The sequence below is a fragment of the Nonomuraea terrae genome, assembly GCF_004348995.1.
In the GTDB taxonomy this organism is placed as follows: domain Bacteria; phylum Actinomycetota; class Actinomycetes; order Streptosporangiales; family Streptosporangiaceae; genus Nonomuraea; species Nonomuraea terrae.
Window position 1 is genome coordinate 1 of sequence record NZ_SMKQ01000401.1, and the last position, 2978, is coordinate 2978.

At 73.7% G+C, this 2978-nt stretch carries 4 protein-coding genes; all 4 read left to right on the forward strand.

All coding sequences use genetic code 11. From position 1 onward, the window contains the following. Positions 1-418 (forward strand): D-arabinono-1,4-lactone oxidase (locus tag E1286_RS46835; protein WP_281282869.1); only part of this gene is annotated, 418 nt, incomplete at its 5' end. A 90-nt stretch (positions 419-508) separates the two neighbouring features. Continuing rightward, positions 509-1291: an LLM class flavin-dependent oxidoreductase gene (locus tag E1286_RS46840; RefSeq protein ID WP_132623820.1), complete on the forward strand. Its 783-nt coding sequence runs from the start codon at positions 509-511 to the stop codon at positions 1289-1291. Positions 1292-1327: 36 nt separating this feature from the next. Then, positions 1328-1720, forward strand: coding sequence for a DUF3224 domain-containing protein (locus E1286_RS46845; protein WP_132623822.1), 393 nt, complete (start codon positions 1328-1330; stop codon positions 1718-1720). 235 nt (positions 1721-1955) lie between these two features. Next, a partial coding sequence (locus tag E1286_RS46850) for a methyltransferase (protein WP_132623824.1) occupies positions 1956-2978 on the forward strand: 1023 nt, incomplete at its 3' end.

Sequence of the window (2978 nt, forward strand, 5' to 3'; positions counted from 1 at the left end):
CTTCCGCGCCGACCACGAGCCCAGCGGCGCCGGCGACGAGCTGCAGTCGGAGCTGCTGCTGCCGAGGGAGAACGCGGTCGCGGCGCTGCGCGCGCTGTTCGCGATCGGTGAGCGCATCCGGCCGGTCCTGCACATCTCCGAGGTACGCTCGATCGCCGCCGACGAGCTGTGGCTCAGCCCGTTCCGCGGGCGCGACGCCGTGGGCGTGCACTTCACCTGGAAGAAGGACGTCGCCGGGGTGATGCCGGTGCTGGAGCTGGTGGAGGAGACGCTGGCGCCGTTCGGGCCGCTGCCGCACTGGGGGAAGCTGTTCACCCGGTGGCCGGCGTGCCCCGACGACTTCCGTGAGCTGGCGCGCCGGCTCGACCCGGACGGCAAGTTCGCCAACGACTTCACCCGGCTACTGCTGGCGGAGTAGGCCGTTCCCGGCGCCGTGCGCCCCGCGAGGTAGCCGGTCACCGGTCCGGAGGACGATGCGGCGGCCGTGCCCGTGGGCGATCGTGAGGGCATGACGAATCATCCGTTCAGGTTCGGCGTGGTCGGCTGGCAGGCCCCCGGCGCGGCCGCGTGGACCGGCCTGGCCCGCCGGGCGGAGAGCCTCGGATACGCGACCTTCCTGGTGCCCGACACGCTGGCCACGCAGGCGCCGTTCACCGCCGTCGCCGTCGCCGCGACGGCCACCACGACCCTGCGCGTCGGCACGTACGTGCTCAGCGCCCCCAACCGGACGCCGGCGGCCGTGGCGTGGGAGACCGCCACCCTGCAGACGCTCACCGACGGCCGGTTCGAGCTGGGTCTCGGCGCCGGCCGGCCGGACGCCGAGCGGGACGCGGCCACGCTCGGCGTCGTGTTCGGCACGCCGAGCCGGCGCATCGAGCGGCTCTCCGACACCATCGACGCCACGAAGGACGTGCGGATCCTGGTGGCCGCGTCCGGCACCCGGCTGCTCAGGCTGGCCGGGCAGAAGGCCGACACCGTGGCGCTGGGCGTGCCGCCGCAGACCACCGAGGAACAGGTGGCGGCCAAGGTGGACGAGCTGTACGAGCTGGCCGGCGACCGTTTCCCGGCGCTGGAGCTCAACATGAATCTGGCCTGCGCCGGCCCCGAGCCGCCGGACTGGGCGCTCGCCCGCTTCGGCCGCACCGGCACCGGCGTCCTGACCGGCACCGCCGCCGAGATGGCCGACACGCTTCTGCGCCGCAGGGACCGGCTCGGGGTGTCCTATGTGACGGTGAACGCACAGTTCATGGACGACTTCGCGCCCGTCGTGGAGCGTCTCGCGGGTACCTGACGTGATGTGACAGGTACGACCGGCATGCTCCTTCCCATGACCGCAAAGGGAACCTTCGAGACCGCCGGCTGGACCCGGCAACCGCCGTTCGACGACCGCGACGGCGTCACGCTGGGGGTCGTGACCCTGACCAAGACCTTCGAGGGCGACCTCGCCGGCACGAGCGTCGTCACGATGATGGTGGCGACCACGCCGGTGGAGGACTCACGCTCGTACGTCGCCCTCGAACGCGTCGAGGGCACCCTGGACGGCCGGGCCGGCGGCTTCGTCGTCCAGCACAACGCGGTGAGCGACCGTGGCGGGCAGTCGCTGCGGGTCTCGGTCGTGCCCGACTCGGCGACCGGCGAGCTGCGGGGGCTGCGGGGCGAGCTGGACATCACCATCGACCCTGACGGCACCCACCACTACACGTTCGACTACACCCTCTGACGGCCGGCCACGGGAGCTCGCCGCCGATCCTCCGGACGGAAGCGTCGCGGGCCGGCGAAGAACGCCGGAGAGGCCGAGGGGGACCCAGGGCGGTGGCGCCGTCACTTCCCCCTCATGCTCGACGCCCCCGGGGGCCAGAGGGTGTCTTCGTAGTCCGGGTGTGCCGCCGGCTCGACGACGGGCCGGGCGAAAAGAAGTGGCCATGAGGCGCGACTCGTGAAACGGTCGGGGTCTGATGATCCGGTGGACCGAGGCGGGGGTTGAGCGATCGGCGGTCTGGCGTTCGGCGCTGGGTGTGCCGCCGCCTGGGCGCGTCGTGCTGGCCGACGACCGGATGCGGGCCGCCACCGCGTACCGGCTGGCCTCCGAGGGCACCGCGCTGCTGTGGCGCGGTGACTTCCACAACGCGCGCCAGTTGCTCGCCGCGCTCGGCCGCCGCTGCCAGCCGGCCCCTCCCGGCGGCGGCTTCCACCGCCACCGCCAGGCCCGCGCGCAGCGCGCGCACACGCTCGGCATGCTGCTCGTCCCGTACGCCGAGGGGCACGTCGTGGAGTTGCCCCGGGCGCCTGACGTACGTGATGCGTGCGCCGAGGCGTACGGCGCCGACGCGTCCCCGGCGGTCGGGCAGCTGCGTGAGCTGCTCGGCGTGATCGGCGCGCATGAGTGGCGCAAGAAGGGCGTGCTGGTGCCGGCGCTCGGCGCCCGCATCCACCCCCACTACGGTGTGTTCCCTCCGACCAGGGCCGAGTACGTCGATCTGGTGGACCGCGCGCCGCTGCCCGGCGACCGGCTGGCGTTCGACATCGGCACGGGCACCGGCGTGCTGGCGGCCGTGCTGGCCCGGCGGAGCGTCCGCCGCGTCGTGGCCACCGACATCGATCCGCGTGCGGTGGCCTGCGCCGAGGACAACGTCGCCCGCCTCGGGCTGACCGGACGGGTCGAGGTGACGCGGACCGATCTCTTCCCGCCGGGCCGCGCCCCGCTGATCGTCTGCAACCCGCCGTGGCTGCCCGTCAAGCCTGCCTCCGCGCTCGACCAGGCCGTCTACGACCCCGACGGCCGGATGTTACGCGCCTTCCTGGCCGGGCTGAGCGCGCACCTGGAGCCACAGGGCGAGGGCTGGCTCATCCTGTCGGACCTGGCCGAACACCTCGGCCTCCGCACCCGTGCCGAGCTCCTGGAGGAGTTCGCGCAGGCCGGCCTGCGCGTCACCGGGCGGCTGGACGCGACCCCGAACCACCATCGCCCCCGCGACCCC

Excerpts from the sequence above, each read along its gene's own strand:
- E1286_RS46840 (WP_132623820.1), top strand. The coding sequence starts at position 509 with ATGACGAATCATCCGTTCAGGTTCGGCGTGGTCGGCTGGCAGGCCCCC.
- E1286_RS46845 (WP_132623822.1), top strand. The coding sequence starts at position 1,328 with ATGACCGCAAAGGGAACCTTCGAGACCGCCGGCTGGACCCGGCAACCG.